Origin of the sequence: Pseudomonas sp. MYb185 (assembly GCF_002979975.1) — a bacterium.
In the GTDB taxonomy this organism is placed as follows: Bacteria; Pseudomonadota; Gammaproteobacteria; order Pseudomonadales; family Pseudomonadaceae; genus Halopseudomonas.
This window is the reverse complement of record NZ_PCQD01000006.1, coordinates 188,368-205,786: the sequence shown is the minus strand read 5'-3', so window position 1 is coordinate 205,786 and position 17,419 is coordinate 188,368. Positions and strand designations below refer to the sequence as shown.

Below are 17,419 nucleotides of genomic sequence, written 5' to 3'. Positions count from 1 at the left end.
CGCTCGGCCATTCATGCGCTACCTGCGCCGCGTATGGCGATGGCCTCGATCTCGAACATCAGTTGCGGTAATGCCAGCGCCTTTACTTCGACAATGCTGTCGGCTGGATAGGGCGGGGTAAAGTAGCGCCGCCGCAGCTCCACCACATCGGGAAAATACTGCATGTCGGTCACGAAGATGGTGACCTTGACCACATCCTTCAGACTGGCGTGCGCGGCCTTGAGAATCGCCTGCAGGTTGTCAAACGCAGCCTCGGCCTGCAGCCGAAAGTTGCCCTCCCCAACAATGTCGCCCTGATCATTCAGGGCTGCCTGCCCGGATACGAAGATCCACTCGCCAACGGCTATTGCCTGGGACAGGGCAAAGGACTCAAACGGATCAGGTTGGGTATGTATACGTTGCATCACGGAACCCCCTCAGCGAATGTCACTGATATCGGAGCAAGAAACGAGCCAGCTGCCGACGCCCTGCATTGGCGGTATCCACCGGCAGCTGGACTACGTCATGGCACAGCCTGGCCACTGCAATATGCAAGAAACGCCTTCATCCTGAACTGGACCCCGGCTCAGGATTGCAGTCGCCCGCGGCGGTACTGGCGGCACCGGTGTTGCTGGGGTGGGTTGGCATCCATATTGCTGAGTAAGACAGTAAGCCAGTGCCATGGCGTCTTTATCATCTGCGGCCAGGTTCAGAGCGCACCACGTTGGCAAGCTGCATGGAGAGGGAGCGATATGAATCGGTTATGGATCATGGCGGCGCTGCCGCCGCTGGTCTGGGGCAGCACCTACCTGGTAACCACCGAGTGGCTACCGCCGGATCGACCGCTGACGGCGGCGGTATTGCGGATTCTGCCCGTAGGACTGGTAATGGTACTGCTCACCCGGTATGTACCAGCGCGGCGTGATTGGCTCAGGCTGCTGGTGGTGAGCGCACTCTGCATGTCGTTGTTGCACTGGCCATTATTTGTCAGCGCCTACCGGTTGCCGGGTGGGCTGGCTGCCCTGCTGATCTGTACCCAGCCACTGTTGGTGGTGGGGTTCGGTTGGCTATTATTCCGCCAGCGTACCGCCCTGCAAACGTTGTCAGGGGTAGTGCTGGGGCTGGTCGGTGTGGCGCTGGTACTGGTATCGCCCAGTCGCCTGGTCTGGGATGGCATCGGCGTGCTGGCGGCTACCGTGGCGGCGCTCAGCATGGCGCTGGGCACACTGTTGGTTAAACGCTGGCAGATGCCCATTCCACTGCTGGCCTTTACCGGATGGCAGTTGTTGCTGGGTGGACTGCTGCTGTTTCCCTTGATGCTGTGGTATGAAGGGTTGCCGCCGCCGCTGAGTTCCAGTGAGTTGGGTGGTTATCTCTATCTGGCGGTGCTCGGCACGGCGCTGCCCTATCTGCTGTGGTTTCGTGCCCTGCGGGGACTGGACCCGGTATTCATCTCGATTCTGCTGTTGCTCAGCCCGGTGTCCGCGTTGGCACTGGGTTACTGGTTTCTGGGTCAGAGTTTGACTGGTTGGCAGTGGTTGGGCGCAGGCTGTGTATTTGCCGGGATAGTGCTCAGCCAGTGGCGTTTCAGAGCGCGATGAGAGTGCTGGGAGGGAAGCGATGGCGGAGTGCATGGGTTATGCTCTGATACATCATTCACCTGCCGGAGAACGCCATGTCCCGCCTCGTTACCGTCGCCGCCACCCAGATGAGCTGCAGCTGGGATCGCCAGGCCAATATCGCCAAGGCCGAACAGCTGGTACGCCAGGCTGCCGCCAAGGGGGCGCAGATCATCCTGATCCAGGAGCTGTTCGAGACGCCCTATTTCTGCCAGAAGCCCAATCCTGAATACCTGCAGCTGGCGACCGCGGTGGAGGACAATCCGGCTATCGCACACTTCCAGAAAATCGCCAGGGAGTTGCAGGTGGTATTGCCGATCAGCTTCTTCGAGCTGTCCGGGCGGGCGCGTTTCAACAGCATTGCCATCATCGATGCCGACGGTCGCAATCTGGGCGTGTATCGCAAGAGCCATATCCCCGATGGGCCGGGGTATCACGAGAAATACTATTTCAATCCCGGTGATACCGGTTTCAAGGTGTGGAATACCCGGTATGCGCGTATCGGCGTGGGTATCTGCTGGGATCAGTGGTTCCCGGAAAGCGCCCGGGCGATGGCCCTGCAGGGGGCGGAGATCCTGTTCTATCCTACCGCCATCGGCAGCGAGCCGCATGACGCTTCGATCACCTCCAGGGGTCACTGGCAGCGGGTGCAGCAGGGCCATGCCGGTGCCAACCTGATGCCGCTGGTAGCCAGTAACCGAGTCGGTCGGGAGGAGCAGGACGGTTATGACATCACCTTCTATGGTGCGTCCTTCATTGCCGACCAGTTCGGTGAAAAGGTACAGGAGGCCAATGCTTCCGATGAAACGGTACTGGTGCAACAGTTCGACCTGGACCAACTGGAACATGTCCGCAGTGCCTGGGGCGTATTCCGTGACCGTCGGCCAAACCTGTATGGCCCGTTGAAAACCCTGGATGGTTCGCTGGAGTCCTGATTCATGTACACCCTGCACAGCACCCCCCGCGCCGACGGCTATGCCATGCCCGCCGAGTGGACGCAGCACAGTCAGACCTGGATGCTCTGGCCGGAGCGCCCGGATAACTGGCGCCTGGGCGCCAAACCGGCGCAGGCCGCCTTTGCCGAGGTGGCCAGGGCCATTGCCGGCTTCGAGCCGGTGACCGTGGGCGTGTCGGCGGCGCAGTATGCCAATGCCAGCCTGCAACTGGACCACCCGGCGATCCGCGTGGTGGAGATCAGCAGCGACGACGCCTGGGTACGGGATACCGGGCCGACCTTCGTCAGCAATGGTCAGGGTGGGCTGCGTGGCGTGGACTGGACCTTCAATGCCTGGGGCGGCTTCGATGGCGGACTCTATTGGCCATGGAACCGGGACGATCAGGTGGCGGACAAGATCCTCGGCCTGGAGCGCTGTCCGCGCTACCGTACCGACGGCTTCGTGCTGGAAGGCGGAGCCATCCATGTGGATGGCGAAGGCACCCTGATCACTACCGAGGAATGCCTGCTCAACCCCAACCGCAATCCGCACCTGCAGCGCCATGAAGTCGAACGGATGCTGATGGATTATCTGGGCGTTGAATGCATCATCTGGCTGCCGGAAGGCTTGTACAACGATGAAACCGATGGGCATGTGGACAACTTCTGCTGTTTCGTCCGGCCCGGCGAAGTGCTGCTGGCCTGGACCGATGACCCGGAAGACCCCAACCATGCTCGCTGTCAGGCGGCGCTGACGGTGCTGGAGCAGGCCACCGATGCCCAGGGCCGGCAATTGACCGTGCACCGCATGCCGATACCCGGACCGATCCATGCCAGCGCAGAGGAATGCGCGGGGGTGGATCAGGTACCCGGCAGCCAGCCGCGTACCCCGTTAATCCGGCTGGCCGGTTCCTACGTCAATTTTCTCATCGTCAATGGCGGCATCATCGCTCCCTCGTTCGACGACCCGCAGGATGCCCAGGCCCAGTCGGTCCTCGAGTCGCTGTTTCCCGAGCGCCGGGTGGTGATGGTGCCGGGGCGGGAAATTCTGCTGGGCGGCGGCAATATCCACTGCATCACCCAGCAGCAGCCAGCGGGCTAGCCCCTTGGGGTGTAGCGCGCCCGCGCTACGCCTGTGGGTTGATTGGTCGCTTCAAGCTGCTGCCCAAGCGGCAAGAATCGGACTATAGTCTTCCCCCCTTATCGAGCACAAAAGGACACCCCATGCACTTTGCTCATCGTGCCGTTGCCTTGCCGCTGGCCGGACTTGCGATCCTGTTGTCTGGCTGCAACGAGCCTGCCACCTCTACCTCTGCCGCACCGGTGCGCGACATGCCGGCCAGTCTGGCCGGAGAGCTGACCAGCCAGAGTGATGTCAATCTCAACGATGGTTCGCGCACGCAGAGCTTCGCGCTGCAACTGCAGGCCGGTACCCTGTATCGGGTCAGCAGCAGCGGTGCGCTGCAGCAACCGACATTGCTGTTGCTGTCCGAGGACAGCCGTCTGATCAGCGGCCCGCGTGCCGAGCAGCTCTATCTGCAGCCGGAGCAGGATGGCATCTACCGCCTGGCGGTCAGTGGCAGCAACGCCAGCGACTTCGGTCCGTTCCGCCTGGAACTGAGCACCGCTGAAGTCACCAGTGATGGTGAGCTGGAGCCGGGGGCGGAGATCCTGGGTCGCCTGCAGTCCAACGGTGGCAAGGGCGGCAACCGCTATACCCTGACAATCGCGGAGCAGGGGCTGTACGAGCTGGTGCTGCGTTCCACCGAATTCGACACGGTATTGAAACTGCGGGGCCCGGGGCTCAACCGCACGGATGACGACGGTGCCGGCGGGACCGATTCACGCCTGCTGACCCAGCTGCAGGAGGGGAGTTACCAGGTGATTGCCGGGGGGATCGATACCGCCGATGAAGGGATCTACAGCCTGAGTTTCAAGCGTTGGGAGATGCCTGAGGGTATTTCCCTCAGCGATGGTGACCAACTGCCGCTGGGCGAAGAGCGGACCGGTATGCTCACCGGCCATCCGCAGACCTACACGCTGGCAATCGAGCAGGCCGGTCTGCTGCAACTGAGCATGCGCTCGGATGATTTCGACAGTCTGCTGGAGCTGAACGGGCAGGGTATCAACACCCGTGACGATGACAGCGGTGGTGATCGGGATGCGCTGATCAGTGTGGCGGTCGAGCCGGGCAGCTACCGGGTCAAGGCGGCGCAACTGGATGGTGTGGACGGGATGTTCACCCTGTCTGCCGAGCTGACCCAGGTTGCCATGCTGGGTGACGGCATCGCCGCCGGTGAAACCCGGGTGGGCCGCCTGATGAGCGGGCAGCCGACCAGCACACAGCTGAGCATCAGCGAGGCCGGGCTGTACCGTATCACCCTGCGCTCATCGCAGTTCGACGCACTACTCGGGCTGCAGGGTGCCGGGCTGGAGGAGCAGGATGATGACAGCGCCGGCGGTACCGATGCCCAGCTCGAGCTATGGCTGGATGCCGGCGACTACCAGTTGAGCAGCGGCAGCTATGGCGACGAGGGTGCCGGCAGCTTCGTCCTGTCGGTCAGCGCTGCGCTCTGAGCTTCGTCCTGTGCCAGCTCGTCCAGCTGGCACAGGGTACAGCTGCCGTCATCCGGGTGGCTGCTTTCCACATAGCGCACCCGCCGCCGTGCCGAGCTGCGGTCGGCACTGACGCGGTAGCGGGGGCGCGGGTCGGAGTCGGGCATGGTGTTGGCCGAGCGCTCAGCCTGCCAGCAGGTCGCGTCCGCGCTGCACCGCGGCCAGCACCTGATTGGGAGCGGTGCCGCCGATATGGTCGCGGGCATTCACCGAGCCTTCCAGGGTCAGCACCTCGAACACGTCCTGCTCGATCTGGTCGCTGAAGCGGCGCAGTTCCTCCAGGCTCATCTCGGCCAGGTCCTTGCCGCTGTCCACCCCGTATTTCACCGCATGGCCGACGATCTCGTGGCAGTCGCGGAACGGCAGGCCCTTGCGCACCAGGTAGTCGGCCAGATCGGTGGCGGTGGAGAAGCCGCGGCGGGCGGCTTCACGCATCACTTCCACACGGGGCTTGATCGCCGGGATCATGTCGGCGAAGGCACGCAGGCTGTCACGCAGGGTGTCGGCGGCGTCGAACAGCGGCTCCTTGTCTTCCTGGTTGTCCTTGTTGTAGGCCAGCGGCTGGCTCTTCATCAGGGTCAGCAGGCCCATCAGGTGACCGTACACGCGGCCGGACTTGCCGCGCACCAGTTCCGGCACGTCGGGGTTCTTCTTCTGCGGCATGATCGAGGAGCCAGTGCAGAAGCGGTCGGGCAGTTCGATGAAGTTGAACTGGGCGCTGGTCCACAGCACCAGCTCCTCGGAGAAGCGTGACAGGTGCATCATCGCCAGCGAGGCGGCGGCGCAGAATTCGATGGCGAAGTCGCGGTCGGATACGCCATCCAGCGAGTTGCCGGATACCGCATCGAAGCCCAGCAGCTCGCAGGTCAGGTTGCGGTCGATCGGGTAGGTGGTGCCGGCCAGCGCGGCGCTGCCCAGGGGCATGCGGTTGACCCGCTTGCGGCAGTCGAGCAGACGCTCGCGGTCGCGGCAGAGCATTTCGAACCAGGCCAGCAGATGGTGGCCGAAGGTCACCGGCTGGGCGGTCTGCAGGTGGGTGAAGCCGGGCATGATCACTGCCGCGTGCTGCTCGGCCTGTTCCAGCAGGCCGCGCTGCAGGCGCTCCAGCTCGGCGACGATGATGTCGATCTCTTCACGCAGCCACAGACGGATATCGGTAGCCACCTGGTCGTTACGCGAGCGGCCGGTGTGCAGCTTCTTGCCGGTGATGCCGATGCGGTCGGTGAGGCGTGCCTCGATGTTCATGTGCACGTCTTCCAGATCGACCCGCCAGGCAAACTGACCGGCCTCGATCTCGGCGCGGATGGCGTTCAGGCCATCAATGATGCTGTCGCGCTCGGCTTCGGTGAGCACGCCGACCTTGGTCAGCATGCTGGCATGGGCAATCGAGCCCTGGATGTCATGCTTGTACAGGCGCTTGTCAAAATCGACCGAGGCAGTGAAACGGGCGACGAAGGCGTCCACCGGTTCGCTGAAACGGCCACCCCAGGATTGGTTGGTAGTCTGATCTTGGCTCATGTCTCGGATCGTTCCGCAGCTGTGATGTGAAAAGGCGCATAGCATAGCATTTCACGCTTGCACGAGGGCGCCCGGCTGGCGGACACTGCGCGGATGAAGAATGGATTCTGGTCATTGTTGAGCAAGCCCCAGGCAGGGGAGGACTTCTTCCTCCCGGACCTGTGCTCGCCCGTTGCGGTGTTCACCCTGGTGGTGCTGGCCGAGCTGATGGTGCTGGTCTGGGTGCTGGCGCAGCCGGTGGCCGAGGGCTTCGACTGGCTGCAGCTGGCGATGGCCTCGCTGTTCGTGCAATGGATAGTGCTGCTGTCCGCCGCTCTGCTGTGCCGCCTGCGCAACTGGATGCGCCGTCGCCCGCTGGGGCTGGCGATTGCCTGCTGTTATGCGGTGGTGGTGGGGCTGGCGCTGCTGTTCACCGTGCTTGCCGACTGGGTGCTGTACCAGGGCATGGCCGGCACCCCGCCGCTGCACACCGAGCAGTTGCTGCGCCATGGCCTGATCGCGCTGATCATGACCAGCATGCTGCTGCGCTACTTCTACCTGCAGCAGCAATGGCAATCGCAGAACCAGGCAGCATTGCAGGCGCGCCTGCAGTCGCTGCAATCACGTATCCGCCCGCACTTCCTGTTCAACAGCCTCAACAGCATCGTCAGCCTGATCGGCACGCAGCCGGACAAGGCGGAAAATGCCGTGCTGGATCTGTCCGACCTGTTTCGCGCCAACCTCGCCGACGCCGATGCGGTGGCTACCTGGGGGGAGGAGTACCGTCTGTGCCGGGGTTACCTGCGCATCGAACAGTACCGTCTGGGCGAGCGCCTGCAGGTGCAGTGGCAGGTCGACGGGCTGCCGGACAACCTGCCGTTTCCCCTGCTGACGCTGCAGCCATTGCTGGAGAATGCCATTCTGCATGGTCTGCAGCCATGCATTGCCGGCGGCGACATCCAGGTCAGCGGACATTACCGTGCGGGGCGCGTTGAACTGCTGGTCTCCAATAGTTGTCCACAGCAATCGGAGCACCAGGGAGCCAGCATGGCACTGAACAATATCCGCGCACGCCTGGCCGCCCTGTTCGGCCCGGCGGCCCAGGTCGAGGCGTGGCAGGACGGGCCGCGCTACTTCAGCAGGCTGGTCTATCCTTGTAAGCAACCGTCCACTTAACGCACAGGAAGTCATTCAGGCATGAAAGTACTTATCGCCGATGATGAACCTCTTGCCCGGGAGCGCCTGGCCAGGCTGGTCTCCGCCTTGCCGGGCTACACCGTGCTGCCGGACATGGCAGCCAACGGGCAGGAGGTGCTGGAACTGGTTGAAAAACTGCACCCGGACATCGTGTTGCTGGATATCCGCATGCCGGGCATGGATGGGCTGCAGGCGGCGGCACGGTTGTGCGAGATGACCGACGCGCCGGCGGTGGTGTTCTGCACCGCCCATGGCGAATATGCGCTGGAGGCCTTCGCCGTCAGCGCGGTCGGCTATCTGCTCAAGCCGGTGCGCAGCGAGGATCTGGCCGAGGCTCTGGGCAAGGCGCAGAAGCTCAATCGCCTGCAGCTGGCCAGCCTCGGCAAGGCCGGCATCGTCACCGAAACGCAGCAGGCGCGCAGCCATATCAGTGCGCGCACCCGCAAGGGAGTGGAACTGGTGCCGATCGAGGATGTGCTGTATTTCGTTGCCGATCACAAGTATGTGACATTGCGTCACAGTGCCGGCGAGCTACTGCTGGATGAACCCTTGAAGGCGCTGGAGGATGAGTTCGGCGAGCACTTCGTGCGCATCCACCGCAACGCGCTGGTGGCGCGCAACCGCATAGGACGGCTGCAGCGCAGCTCCATGGGGCATTTTCACCTGCACCTCAAGGGGCTACCGGAGGAGACCCTGACGGTCAGCCGCCGTCATGTACCGGGATTGCGCAAGTTGATGGAAGAACTCTGATATGGGTCCGCGTGGATGATAACCGGGGCATCGCGTATCATGCCCGTTGGTACAGGACGAGAATCCCATGAGTCGACATCTGCGAATTGCCACCCGCAAGAGCGCATTGGCCCTGTGGCAGGCCGAATATGTAAAAGCGCGCCTTGAGCAACTGCACCCGGACCTGACCGTCAGCCTGGTGCCCATGGTCAGCCGCGGCGACAAGCTGCTGGACGCACCGCTGGCCAAGATCGGTGGCAAGGGCCTGTTCGTCAAGGAGCTGGAAGCCGCGCTGCTGGCCAACGAAGCCGATCTGGCGGTGCATTCCATGAAGGACGTGCCCATGCAGTTCCCCGAGGGGCTCGGGCTGTATGTCATCTGCGAGCGGGAAGACCCGCGTGACGCCTTCGTTTCCAACCGTTTCGAATCCATCGACGTGCTGCCGCAGGGCAGTGTGGTCGGCACCTCCAGCCTGCGCCGCCAGGCCCAGCTGATGGCCCGCCGCCCGGACCTGCAGATCCGCTTCCTGCGCGGTAACGTCAATACCCGTCTGGCCAAGCTGGACGCCGGTGAGTACGACGCCATCATCCTCGCCGCCGCCGGGCTCAAGCGCCTGGGTTTCGACGACCGCATCCGCAGCGCCATCGCCCCCGAGCTGAGTCTGCCGGCGGGCGGGCAGGGCGCGGTCGGTATCGAGTGTCGCAGTGATGACACCGAACTGCACGCGCTGCTGGCACCGCTGAACGATCTGGACAGCGCCCTGCGGGTACGCGCCGAGCGTGCGCTGAACAATCACCTGAACGGCGGCTGCCAGGTGCCGATCGCCTGCTATGCCGAACGCAGCAATGGCGAAATCTGGCTGCGCGGGCTGGTCGGCGACCCGGATGGCCAGCGGCTGATCACCGCCGAGGCGCGTGGTCCCGAGTCGCAGCCCGAGCAACTGGGCGTCGCGGTGGCCGAGGATCTGCTGCGCCAGGGCGCGCAGCAGATCCTCGATGCCGTGTACCGGGAGGCGGACGGCCAGTGAGCGATGTGCTGCTGACGCGCTCGGAGGAGGATAATCGCCGTCTGGCTGCGCGTCTGCAGCAACAGGGCATCGCCGCGCGCAGTCTGCCCCTGCTGCAGATCGAGCCGCAGCCGGAGACGCCGCAGCAGCGCAGCCTGATACTGGAGTTGGATCGTTATCATGCGGTGATGGTGGTCAGCCCCATCGCCGCACGCCTGGGGCTGGAGCGGCTGGACCAGTACTGGCCGCAACCGCCGCTGGGTATCGAATGGTTTGCCGTTGGCGGCGGGACCGCCGCGGTGCTGGAAGAATACGGACTGCCGGTGCAGATCCCGCTGGACGGCCAGGACAGCGAAGCGCTGTTGCGCTTGCCGGCCTGGCAGCGGCTGCTGGGCCTGCCCGATCTGCGGGTGCTGATCTGGCGCGGTGAGGGTGGGCGCGAGCATCTGGCTGGAACCATACGCCGGGCCGGCGGCCGGGTCGATCTGCTGGAATTGTATCGGCGCGCCATGCCGGAAGCACTGGCGCAGCAGCTGGCCGCCGCTGCGACCGATGGCTGCCGCGGCATAGTGATACTCAGTGGCCAGGCACTGCAGCATTGGCAGTGCGCGGCTGGAACAGCATGGGAACAGCAGCGCCACTGGCGCTGCTGGGTCCCGGGGGAGCGGGTCGCCACCCTGGCGCAGCAATTGGGCTGCACCGATGTGGTGTCCTGCCAGGGCGCCGACGACAACAGCGTACTGGCTGCGGTCGCCGCGCACCCGCTCACGCCATAAGGGGAAACGCGTGGAACCGACAAAAGACAACAATCAAGGCGCCAACCCGCCATCCGCAGAAGCGCTGGCGACACCGGCAGCCGAGCAGTCCAGTGACAAGCGTACCGACAAGGCTGCAGGGAATACCGGCACCCCTCCGCCCCGGGTGCCCCCCGGGAAGAAGAAAGGCGGTGGCGGCGGGCGCGGTGTCGCCGTTCTGGCCTTGCTGGTCGCCGCTGCGGCGCTGGGTCTGTCCGGCTGGCAGTGGTACCAGGCGCAGCAGCACAGCCAGGCGTACCAGCAGCAACTGGAAAACCGCCTTACCGAACTGACCAATAGCCAGCGTCAGGGCCAGCGCAGCGCCGAGCAGCGCCTGCAAGGCCTGCCGGTGGCCGAGGAGTGGCAGCAACTGCAGCGCCTGACCGCTGACCTGCAACGCAGCCAGCAGGCACTCAGCCAGCGCCTGGATACGCTGCAGGGCGATGCGCGGGCGGACTGGAAGCTGGCCGAGGCCGAGTACATGCTGCGGTTGGCTTCGCTGCGCCTGCTGGCGGCCCAGGATGTGGCCTCGGCGCGGGAGTTGCTGGAGGCAGTGGACGACATCCTGCAGGCCCAGCCCGATAGCGGGGTGTTTGCCGTACGCGAGCAGTTGGCGCGTTACCAGACCCAGATAGAGGCGCTGCCGCTGGTTGACCGCTCCGGATTGTTCCTCAAACTGGCTGCATTGCATGACCAGGTGGCCGAGCTGGTGGCGCTGCCGGTGCCGGTGTTCGACCCGGATGAGGTCACGCCGGAGGAGGAATTCGAGGATCGTCTGGCCCGGCGCACCCGTGGCGAGCGCATGCTGATGCGCCTGGAGCGCTATGTACGCGTCGACTTCCAGCGCGGCAAGGTAATCACGCCATTGCTCGACGAGGCGGAAATGCAGCGCGTCCGGCGCACTCTGCAGCTGACTCTGGAGCAGGCCCAGTGGGCGGTGCTGCGCGGTGAGGGCGAAATCTACCGCGACAGCCTGGAGCGTGCCGGCGGTATGCTCGAACAGTTCTTCGAGCTGGACAATCCGCAGGTACGCGCCATGCAGAACCGCCTGGTGCAACTGGCCGCTGAGCGGGTCAGCGTTACCGCGCCGGACCTGGCTCCGCTGCAACAGGGGTTGGCGGCCTACATCCAGAGTCGCAAGAGCCCTGCCGCCAGTGGGGAGAGCTCCGATGAGTAAGAGCTATGTAGCGGTGCTGGTGGTGCTGCTGATCGCTGCCCTGCTGGGCATGGCGGTGGCGGAGGATCCAGGCTACCTGCTGATCGCCTGGCGCAACATATCGGTGGAAACCAGCATCTGGGTCGGTCTGGCCCTGCTGCTGGCGCTGTGGCTGTTGCTGGCGTTGCTGCGAGCCGTGGTGCGGGTGATCAACGCCTCCAGCCGCCGGGTCAACCCCTGGTCACGGCACAACCGCGCGCGGCGTGCCAACCAGGTCACCACCCGTGGCCTGCTGGAGTTTGCCGAAGGGCACTGGGCCAACAGCCTGCGTCTGCTGCGCCGCGCCGCGCCGCATGCCGACCAGCCGCTGATCAACTACCTGGCTGCCGCCCGTGCCGCGCATGAGATAGAGGATTATCGCGAGGCCGATAATCTGCTGCGTGAAGCCTATGAAACCACGCCCAATGCCGATGTCGCCATCGCCGTGACCCAGGCGCAGTTGCAGATCGCCCGCGGCCAGCTGGAACAGGCCCTGGCGACCCTCACCCGGGTGCGCAAGGAGCATCCCAAGCATCTGTACGCACTCAAGCTGATGGGGCAGTTGTATCTGCGTCTGGAGGACTGGGAGCGGCTCGAACAGTTGCTGCCGGAACTGCGTCGCCATCATCTGTACAACGAGGCCGATCAGCAGGCATTGGAGCGTCAGGTCTATGTTGCCTTGCTGACCCAGGCCGCCCAGCGCGCCCAGGGTCTCGAGGCAGGTTCGGCCAACCCGGTCAGCAATGTCTGGGAGAGGGTGCCCAAGCCGCTCCGGCAGGACGTCGCGCTGATCGAGACCTATGCGTTGCAGTTGCGGGCATCCGGTGCCGAGGTGCATGCCGAGAAGGTATTGCGCGAAGCCCTGTCGCATTTCTACAGCGATCGGCTGGTGCATATCTACGGTCTGGTACGCGGCGCCGACCCGGCCCGCCAGCTGGATACCGCCGAGCGCTGGCTGGCCGATCACCCGCATGATGCGACCTTGCTGCTGGCACTGGGGCGGCTGGCGCTGCGTAACAGTCTGTGGGGCAAGGCGCGGGAGTACCTGGAAGCCAGCTTCGCCAGCCGCCGTGATATCCAGACCTGCGCCGAGTTGGTGCGTCTGCTGGAGCACATGGGCGAGCACCAGGCCAGCCAGCAGGTATTGCGTCAGGGGTTCGCGCTGATGGTGCATGACCTGCCGCAGTTGCCGCAGCCGCGCGCGTCTGGGGTGTAGCGCCCCCGCGCTACGCCTGCGCGGCTTGATACTGACGGCGAGGCCGTGTCGTCGAGCGGGGGCTCGACAACCCGAAAACGCGGCTCAGGCAGAGTCGTTGGAAATGTCCGCGCGCGGCGCATAGGCGAACACATCCGAATGGATCTGCTGCTCCACGGCGCCAGCGGCCAGCAGCGCATCCAGCGTGGCATAGACCATCGCCGGTGAGCCGCACAGGTAGAAATCGTAATCGGCCAGGTTGGCCAGATCCTCGCACACCGCCTCGGACAGCATGCCCTGGCGGCCATCCCAGTCCGGTACGTCGCTGACCACCTGATGCAGGTACAGGTTGGGCTGCTGTTGCCAGTGCGCCCAATGCGGTGCCTGGTAGAAGTCCACGGGCTGGCGTACGCCCCAGTACAGGTGCAGGGGCAACTGGAAGCCTTCATGCAGGCAGTGTTGGGTCAGGCTCTGCATCTGCGCCAGGCCGGTGCCGGCGGCGATCAGTACCAGCGGCCGCTCGGGCAGGCGTGGCAGGCTGCAGTCGCCCAGCGGTGCCTTGATACGCACCATGCGCTGCTGGCGGATATGTTCCACCAACGCCAGGGTATTCTGCTCGCGGACCAGGATATGCAATTCCAGAACCCGTCCCTCATGCGGGGCGGAGGCGATGGAAAACGCTGACAGCTCCCCATCGAAGCGCTCCAGCAGCAGATACTGGCCAGCGTGATAGCGCAGCGGCTTGCCGGCCGGGGGGCGCAGCAGGACGCGGCAGACATCACCGCCGATATCCTGAATCTCGATCAACTGGCAGGCGAGGGTACGCAGGGGCAGTTCATCCGGTGCGAGCACGTCTTCCCAGAGCAGCTCGCAATCCTCCAGCGGCTCGGCGATACAGGTGAACAGCTCGCCACTGCGCCGCTCGGTACCATGCTGCAGCACCCGGCCGCTGATCAGGTTGGCAGCGCAGATATGGCAGTTGCCATTGCGACAGCTCTGCGGCGCATCGAAGCCCAGACGCCGGGCGGCGTCGATGATGCGCTCGCCGGGCAGCAGCTCGATCACATGCCCGGAAGGCTGCAGGGTGACTTTCATCAATCGATTCCCAGTTCGGACCAGATGGCATCTATGCGCTGTTTCACCGCCGGGTCCTGCTCGATGGCGGTACCCCATTCCCGGGTGGTCTCGCCATGCCACTTGTTGGTCGCATCCAGACCCATCTTGCTGCCCAGGCCGGAGACCGGCGAGGCGAAATCCAGGTAGTCGATCGGGGTGTTGTCGATCATCACGGTGTCGCGCTTGGGGTCCATGCGGGTGGTGATAGCCCAGATCACGTCGTTCCAGTCGCGCACGTTGATGTCATCGTCGACCACGATCACGAACTTGGTGTACATGAACTGGCGCAGGAAGCTCCACACGCCAAGCATCACCCGTTTGGCATGGCCGGGGTACTGCTTCTTCATCGACACCACCGCCATGCGGTAGGAGCAGCCCTCGGGCGGCAGGTAGAAGTCGGTGATCTCCGGGAACTGCTTCTGCAGGATGGGCACGAACACCTCGTTCAGCGCCACGCCGAGTACCGCAGGTTCATCCGGCGGACGGCCGGTATAGGTGCTGTGGTAGATCGGCTTTTCGCGCTGGGTGATGCGCTCGACGGTGAATACCGGGAAGCTGTCCACCTCGTTGTAGTAGCCGGTGTGATCGCCGAACGGGCCTTCGTCGGCCATCTCGCCGGGGTGGATCACCCCCTCCAGCACGATCTCGGCACCGGCCGGCACCTGCAGCTCGGAGCCGCGGCACTTGACCAGCTCGGTACGCTGGCCGCGCAGCAGGCCGGCAAAGGCGTATTCGGACAGGGTGTCGGGCACCGGTGTCACCGCGCCGAGGATGGTCGCCGGGTCGGCGCCCAGTGCCACCGCTACCGGGAAGGGCTCGCCAGGGTGCTTTTCACACCACTCGCGAAAATCCAGGGCGCCACCGCGGTGGCTGAGCCAGCGCATGATCACCTTGTTGCGGCCGATCACCTGCTGGCGATAGATGCCCAGGTTCTGCCGGTCCTTGTTCGGACCGCGGGTGACCACCAGGCCCCAGGTGATCAGCGGTCCGGCATCGCCGGGCCAACAGGTCTGCACCGGGATCTGCGACAGGTCGACGTCATCACCTTCGATCACGGTGGCCTGGCAGGGCGCATCGCGCACCACCTTGGGCGCCATGGAGATGACCTTCTTCACCAGCGGCAGCTTGGACCAGGCATCCTTCAGGCCCTTGGGCGGATCAGGTTCCTTCAGGTAGGCCAGCAGCTTGCCGATCTCGCGCAGCTCGCTGACGTCATTGGCGCCCATGCCCAGCGCCACGCGCTCGGGTGTGCCGAACAGGTTGCCGAGCACCGGCATGTCGAACCCGGTGGGGTTTTCGAACAGCAGTGCGGGACCGCCCTTGCGCAGGGTGCGGTCGCAGATTTCGGTCATTTCCAGCACGGGGGAGACGGGTGTCTGGATGCGCTTCAATTCACCGCGCTGTTCCAGGCCCTTGATGAAATCGCGGAGATCGGAATATTGCATGGCAGCTTCAAGCCTCAAGCTTCAAGCGGCAAGCTGATGGATACCCAGCCGCCGCCCGTGAATGGGGTGTGGAATGCGGCATCCGACTGCTGGGGGTGCTGCAGGCAGTGGAACTGCGGCAAGCCCGCGAGGCCGGCTTACCGCTTGCAACGTACCGCTTCCAGCTGGTCAGTTCTTGCTGCGCTTCATCGACAGGAAGAACTCGTCGTTGGTCTTGGTATCCTTCAGACGGTCGAGGAGGAATTCGATGGCGGCAATTTCATCCATGGAGTGCAGGATCTTGCGCAGGATCCACATGCGCTGCAGTTCGTCCTCGCTGGTCAGCAACTCTTCGCGGCGGGTGCCGGAGCGGTTGATGTTGATGGCCGGGAATACACGCTTCTCGGCAATCTTGCGATCCAGATGGATCTCCATGTTGCCGGTACCCTTGAATTCCTCGTAGATCACCTCGTCCATCTTCGAGCCGGTATCGACCAGCGCGGTGGCGATGATGGTCAGGCTGCCGCCTTCCTCGATGTTACGTGCAGCACCGAAGAAACGCTTGGGCTTTTCCAGGGCATGGGCATCGACACCACCGGTCAGTACCTTGCCGGAGCTGGGGATCACGGTGTTGTAGGCGCGCGCCAGGCGGGTGATGGAGTCGAGCAGGATGATCACATCCTTCTTGTGCTCGACCAGGCGCTTGGCCTTCTCGATCACCATCTCGGCGACCTGCACGTGACGGCTCGGCGGCTCGTCGAAGGTCGAGGCGACCACTTCACCGCGTACGGTGCGCTGCATCTCGGTCACTTCTTCCGGACGCTCGTCGATCAGCAGTACGATCAGATGGCACTCGGGGTTGTTGCGCGCGATGTTGGACGCCACGTTCTGCAGCATCAATGTCTTACCGGCCTTCGGCGGCGCCACCAGCAGGCCCCGCTGACCCTTACCGATCGGTGCACACAGATCGATGATGCGCGCCATGAGGTCTTCGGTGGAGCCGTTGCCAGCTTCCATCACCAGGCGGTCATCGGGGAACAGGGGGGTGAGGTTTTCGAACAGGATCTTGTTCTTGGTGTTTTCCGGCCGGTCGAAGTTGATCGAGTCGACCTTCAGCAGCGCGAAGTAGCGTTCGCCATCCTTCGGTGGGCGGATCTTGCCGGAAATGGTATCACCGGTACGCAGGTTGAAGCGGCGGATCTGGCTGGGGGAAACATAGATATCATCGGGTCCGGCCAGGTAGGAAGAGTCAGCCGAGCGGAGGAAACCGAAACCATCCTGCAGAATTTCCAGTACGCCGTCGCCGTGTATGTCTTCACCGCCTTTGGCGTGCTTCTTCAGGATGCCGAAGATCACATCCTGCTTGCGCGATCGGCCCATGTTCTCCAGGCCCATCTGGTCGGCGATTTCCAGCAGTTCGGTTATAGGTTTTTGCTTGAGTTCAGTCAGGTTCATAGGTTCGGTGAGTTGTGGTGTCTTTCGGCAGGACGGGTTAGTAACAGCCGCCATGTGGGTATGGGGCGATGGTTTGGCAAGTAGGGAAGCCAGTTGCCGCAGGGTGCGACAGGGAGTTGGAAAGCAAATCTAGCACCGCTGCGCGGCGCCGTCTACATCTGTGACCAAGAAAATGCATCCCCAGCGGGCTGGGGATGCATCAGATATCAGATATTGCTGTCGAGAAACGCCGCCAGCTGGGACTTGGACAGGGCGCCCACCTTGGTGGCTTCGACATTGCCGTCCTTGAACAGCATCAGGGTGGGAATGCCGCGGACACCGTACTTTGGCGGGGTTTCGGTATTCTCGTCGATGTTCAGCTTGCAGATCTTGAGCTTGCCTTCGTAGTCGCGGGCAATGTCATCCAGGACCGGGGCTATCATCTTGCACGGGCCACACCATTCAGCCCAGTAGTCGACCAGGACAGGGCCGTCGGCCTTCAGCACTTCAGCTTCGAAGCTGCCGTCGGTGACATGCACGATCAAATCACTCATGAGTTTCTCCACGGAAAAGGTTCGCTAGATGCAGATGGGACGGATGATAGCATCCCCCTGCGCAAGTGTGAAACGCGCGATAAACCGGCATTCGATCGCGCAATTTGTCGCACGAGGCGGACACTGGCGG

General features: G+C 63.8%; 17 protein-coding genes. 10 read left to right on the top strand and 7 right to left on the bottom strand.

The window, feature by feature from the left end:
• Positions 1 to 11 precede the first annotated feature (11 nt).
• Complete coding sequence (locus CQ007_RS11655; RefSeq protein ID WP_105645995.1) at positions 12 to 404, bottom strand: RidA family protein; 393 nt, start codon at positions 402 to 404, stop codon at positions 12 to 14.
• 327 nt (positions 405 to 731) lie between these two features.
• Between CQ007_RS11655 and CQ007_RS11650 the strand changes: the two genes are divergently transcribed.
• The 4 genes from CQ007_RS11650 (at position 732) to CQ007_RS11635 (ending at position 5,109) form a co-directional block, all read left to right on the top strand.
• Positions 732 to 1,580, top strand: coding sequence for an EamA family transporter (locus CQ007_RS11650; protein ID WP_105645994.1), 849 nt, complete (start codon positions 732 to 734; stop codon positions 1,578 to 1,580).
• A 74-nt stretch (positions 1,581 to 1,654) separates the two neighbouring features.
• Positions 1,655 to 2,533, top strand: coding sequence for an N-carbamoylputrescine amidase (aguB, locus tag CQ007_RS11645; RefSeq protein WP_105645993.1), 879 nt, complete (start codon positions 1,655 to 1,657; stop codon positions 2,531 to 2,533).
• 3 nt (positions 2,534 to 2,536) lie between these two features.
• Positions 2,537 to 3,634, top strand: a complete 1,098-nt coding sequence (gene aguA / locus CQ007_RS11640) for an agmatine deiminase (RefSeq protein WP_105645992.1) — start codon at positions 2,537 to 2,539, stop codon at positions 3,632 to 3,634.
• A 122-nt stretch (positions 3,635 to 3,756) separates the two neighbouring features.
• On the top strand, positions 3,757 to 5,109 hold the full coding sequence (locus CQ007_RS11635; RefSeq protein WP_105645991.1) for a hypothetical protein: 1,353 nt from the start codon (positions 3,757 to 3,759) through the stop codon (positions 5,107 to 5,109).
• Here CQ007_RS11635 and CQ007_RS11630 read toward each other — a convergent pair.
• A complete protein-coding gene (locus CQ007_RS11630; RefSeq protein ID WP_105645990.1) occupies positions 5,055 to 5,255 on the bottom strand; it encodes a hypothetical protein in 201 nt (66 codons plus the stop codon). The two genes, CQ007_RS11635 and CQ007_RS11630, sit on opposite strands and share 55 nt — an antisense overlap.
• 16 nt (positions 5,256 to 5,271) lie before the next feature.
• Positions 5,272 to 6,666: an argininosuccinate lyase gene (gene argH, locus CQ007_RS11625; RefSeq protein WP_105645989.1), complete on the bottom strand. Its 1,395-nt coding sequence runs from the start codon at positions 6,664 to 6,666 to the stop codon at positions 5,272 to 5,274.
• Between the two features lie 93 nt (positions 6,667 to 6,759).
• Here argH and CQ007_RS11620 point away from each other — a divergent pair, with 93 nt between their 5' ends.
• From CQ007_RS11620 to CQ007_RS11595, 6 genes are all read left to right on the top strand, one after another.
• On the top strand, positions 6,760 to 7,821 hold the full coding sequence (locus CQ007_RS11620) for a sensor histidine kinase (protein WP_105645988.1): 1,062 nt from the start codon (positions 6,760 to 6,762) through the stop codon (positions 7,819 to 7,821).
• A 21-nt stretch (positions 7,822 to 7,842) separates the two neighbouring features.
• Positions 7,843 to 8,592: a LytTR family DNA-binding domain-containing protein gene (locus CQ007_RS11615; protein ID WP_105645987.1), complete on the top strand. Its 750-nt coding sequence runs from the start codon at positions 7,843 to 7,845 to the stop codon at positions 8,590 to 8,592.
• Between the two features lie 67 nt (positions 8,593 to 8,659).
• The gene (hemC, locus tag CQ007_RS11610; protein WP_105645986.1) at positions 8,660 to 9,598 is read left to right on the top strand and encodes a hydroxymethylbilane synthase; all 939 of its coding nucleotides are present in this window, start codon (positions 8,660 to 8,662) and stop codon (positions 9,596 to 9,598) included.
• The gene (locus tag CQ007_RS11605) at positions 9,595 to 10,353 is read left to right on the top strand and encodes a uroporphyrinogen-III synthase (RefSeq protein WP_105645985.1); all 759 of its coding nucleotides are present in this window, start codon (positions 9,595 to 9,597) and stop codon (positions 10,351 to 10,353) included. Before hemC ends, CQ007_RS11605 begins: the two co-directional genes overlap by 4 nt.
• 10 nt (positions 10,354 to 10,363) lie before the next feature.
• Positions 10,364 to 11,548 carry a uroporphyrinogen-III C-methyltransferase gene (locus CQ007_RS11600; RefSeq protein ID WP_158256762.1) on the top strand — a complete coding sequence of 395 codons (1,185 nt, stop codon included), beginning with the start codon at positions 10,364 to 10,366 and terminating at the stop codon, positions 11,546 to 11,548.
• Positions 11,541 to 12,782, top strand: coding sequence for a heme biosynthesis HemY N-terminal domain-containing protein (locus CQ007_RS11595; RefSeq protein WP_105645983.1), 1,242 nt, complete (start codon positions 11,541 to 11,543; stop codon positions 12,780 to 12,782). The genes CQ007_RS11600 and CQ007_RS11595 overlap by 8 nt, the downstream gene beginning before the upstream one ends.
• Positions 12,783 to 12,866: 84 nt before the next feature.
• Here the strand turns inward: CQ007_RS11595 and CQ007_RS11590 are convergent, their stop codons facing one another.
• The 4 genes from CQ007_RS11590 to trxA form a co-directional block, all read right to left on the bottom strand.
• Positions 12,867 to 13,856 (bottom strand): 2Fe-2S iron-sulfur cluster-binding protein, encoded by a 990-nt coding sequence (locus CQ007_RS11590; protein WP_105645982.1) that lies wholly within the window; start codon positions 13,854 to 13,856, stop codon positions 12,867 to 12,869.
• Positions 13,856 to 15,322 carry a 4-hydroxy-3-polyprenylbenzoate decarboxylase gene (gene ubiD, locus CQ007_RS11585; protein WP_105645981.1) on the bottom strand — a complete coding sequence of 489 codons (1,467 nt, stop codon included), beginning with the start codon at positions 15,320 to 15,322 and terminating at the stop codon, positions 13,856 to 13,858. Before ubiD ends, CQ007_RS11590 begins: the two co-directional genes overlap by 1 nt.
• A 168-nt stretch (positions 15,323 to 15,490) precedes the next feature.
• On the bottom strand, positions 15,491 to 16,756 hold the full coding sequence (gene rho, locus CQ007_RS11580) for a transcription termination factor Rho (protein ID WP_105645980.1): 1,266 nt from the start codon (positions 16,754 to 16,756) through the stop codon (positions 15,491 to 15,493).
• 206 nt (positions 16,757 to 16,962) lie between these two features.
• Positions 16,963 to 17,289 (bottom strand): thioredoxin TrxA, encoded by a 327-nt coding sequence (trxA, locus tag CQ007_RS11575; RefSeq protein ID WP_105645979.1) that lies wholly within the window; start codon positions 17,287 to 17,289, stop codon positions 16,963 to 16,965.
• Between the last annotated feature and the right edge of the window lie 130 nt (positions 17,290 to 17,419).

What these genes read in the sequence shown, in the direction of transcription:
- CQ007_RS11595 (WP_105645983.1), top strand. Translation starts at nt 11,541, where the DNA reads ATGAGTAAGAGCTATGTAGCGGTGCTGGTGGTGCTGCTGATCGCTGCC.
- rho (WP_105645980.1), bottom strand. Translation starts at nt 16,756, where the DNA reads ATGAACCTGACTGAACTCAAGCAAAAACCTATAACCGAACTGCTGGAA.
- CQ007_RS11630 (WP_105645990.1), bottom strand. Translation starts at nt 5,255, where the DNA reads ATGCCCGACTCCGACCCGCGCCCCCGCTACCGCGTCAGTGCCGACCGC.
- CQ007_RS11655 (WP_105645995.1), bottom strand. Translation starts at nt 404, where the DNA reads ATGCAACGTATACATACCCAACCTGATCCGTTTGAGTCCTTTGCCCTG.
- aguB (WP_105645993.1), top strand. Translation starts at nt 1,655, where the DNA reads ATGTCCCGCCTCGTTACCGTCGCCGCCACCCAGATGAGCTGCAGCTGG.
- CQ007_RS11615 (WP_105645987.1), top strand. Translation starts at nt 7,843, where the DNA reads ATGAAAGTACTTATCGCCGATGATGAACCTCTTGCCCGGGAGCGCCTG.
- hemC (WP_105645986.1), top strand. Translation starts at nt 8,660, where the DNA reads ATGAGTCGACATCTGCGAATTGCCACCCGCAAGAGCGCATTGGCCCTG.
- trxA (WP_105645979.1), bottom strand. Translation starts at nt 17,289, where the DNA reads ATGAGTGATTTGATCGTGCATGTCACCGACGGCAGCTTCGAAGCTGAA.
- ubiD (WP_105645981.1), bottom strand. Translation starts at nt 15,322, where the DNA reads ATGCAATATTCCGATCTCCGCGATTTCATCAAGGGCCTGGAACAGCGC.
- argH (WP_105645989.1), bottom strand. Translation starts at nt 6,666, where the DNA reads ATGAGCCAAGATCAGACTACCAACCAATCCTGGGGTGGCCGTTTCAGC.
- CQ007_RS11635 (WP_105645991.1), top strand. Translation starts at nt 3,757, where the DNA reads ATGCACTTTGCTCATCGTGCCGTTGCCTTGCCGCTGGCCGGACTTGCG.
- CQ007_RS11590 (WP_105645982.1), bottom strand. Translation starts at nt 13,856, where the DNA reads ATGAAAGTCACCCTGCAGCCTTCCGGGCATGTGATCGAGCTGCTGCCC.
- CQ007_RS11620 (WP_105645988.1), top strand. Translation starts at nt 6,760, where the DNA reads ATGAAGAATGGATTCTGGTCATTGTTGAGCAAGCCCCAGGCAGGGGAG.
- aguA (WP_105645992.1), top strand. Translation starts at nt 2,537, where the DNA reads ATGTACACCCTGCACAGCACCCCCCGCGCCGACGGCTATGCCATGCCC.
- CQ007_RS11650 (WP_105645994.1), top strand. Translation starts at nt 732, where the DNA reads ATGAATCGGTTATGGATCATGGCGGCGCTGCCGCCGCTGGTCTGGGGC.